The organism is Lysinibacillus sp. NPDC097287 (genome assembly GCF_044761695.1).
In the GTDB taxonomy this organism is placed as follows: domain Bacteria; phylum Bacillota; class Bacilli; order Bacillales_A; family Planococcaceae; genus Lysinibacillus.
Genome location: NZ_JBIWCX010000045.1, coordinates 1 through 1,597, shown reverse-complemented (window position 1 = coordinate 1,597; position 1,597 = coordinate 1). Strand labels below are relative to the sequence as shown.

Below are 1,597 nucleotides of genomic sequence, written 5' to 3'. Positions count from 1 at the left end.
AAACCTACCCTCGATATCCGACACAAACATGCATTCACCTGCGTGTATGTCCCCGCCGCACCCGGTGCCGGGGACATACACGCAGGTTGTGATTGTCTATAGACAGGAACCATCAGGGAACGCGGCAGATGAGGCGAAACAATGATAAAAGCCAGTAGTACCGTCCAAACCGGAAACATTGGGGAATTAGCCATCGGCTACCAGTTCACGAAATTGAATTGGCACGTAGCCCCCAACCCTGCCGGCGAAGTCGGTACAGATGTCTTTCTGCAGCCGCGGACGGCAACAGGCATTGATTCTGGTGCACTCATCGCTGGTCAGGTGAAGAACGGGGACACGTGGTTCGATTATCCGGAATTCGATGCGGACGGAAAACTTGTTGGATGGTGGTTCCGTGATACCAACAGTGAGCATTTGAAGTATTGGCTCGAATACTCTGTGCCGTTCATCCTGTTCCTGCATGAGGAGTCCACCGAAAAATCGTATTGGGTTCATGTGACACAGGATTCAGTTAAAAGTACCGGCAAAGGTGCCAAGATTCTGGTCCGCGTTGATTCAACTGTCGACAAACACCACATAGGAGACCTCCTGGAAATCGCGACCAAAGGCCGAATCCACTCACAATGGGAAGGGACTGCGTGGGGTAGTGCAGATGTGTTGTCGACTGATCGTTACCGCTATGCGATGTTGACGCCGCGCCTGGTGGCCCCCCACCCGAACTCGCCAGTGACGAAACTGGAACCCCACGAAGCCATCGCATTGTTGATCAAAATGCGGCTGAGGCACCTGACACCGCGCACGGCGGTTGACGCGCTGGCCAAAAGTACTAAGGATCCGGCACCGGACCTCGCGGAATGCCGAAGCTCGACCACGTGGGGGTGGCGATTTTATGCTGCAGCGCACGACATTCTGGGCGGTGACGCCAACATTGACGCGCTCGAAAAACTGGTCAAGGACGCCAAGGCGCCATCGGAACGGGCTGCAGCCGCAGTGTTCGCCTGTGCTCTTTCCGTCGAAGACGGAAACCCACAAGGCGGATTGGACGTCGTAGACGGCGCTCTGACCCATAGCGATTACAGCGACGTCGATCGGGCGTGGCTCCTCCTGCACAGAGGCCGTTGTCTAGCCGAGCTCGGCGATCTCGCAAATGCACGTCTCTGTGCCGTCGACGTCCAAAAAATTCGAAATGTAGCGGTAGATGACCCAACCGCTATGGCAATCACAGGATCGGGCACTGATCTCATCTTCAGACTCAACCCATGGTCGACGGACAGCAAGGAAGTTATCGGTGTTGAGGAAGTGATCAAGGGCCGTGACACCCTCGCGTCGTGGTGGAGTCGGCAGGAGGTAGCGGACGGCCTGGAGATTCAGTTCACCGACCAGTTCCAAGTATGGGTGGGTAATTCCGAGGGCCCAGAACTGGATCCGACCAGCTTGAGGCTCCGGTCGGCGACGCTGCTTGCCGGGATCGCTGCGGATCATTCATCCTGGCGAAGATCGCACACACTCTTGGCCCAGTACACGCTCATGAACGACAGCTCAGCTGAGGAGATCGCTAAATCGCTGGCTGCGCTGAGGCACGCAGGTGAACACAAGC

Annotated in this window: 1 protein-coding gene; it reads left to right on the top strand. The window is 56.4% G+C overall.

Annotated elements, in window-relative coordinates; translation table 11 throughout:
- Positions 1 to 141: 141 nt before the first annotated feature.
- Positions 142 to 1,597 (top strand): DUF4365 domain-containing protein (locus ACIQ2D_RS21875; protein ID WP_402867403.1); only part of this gene is annotated, 1,456 nt, incomplete at its 3' end.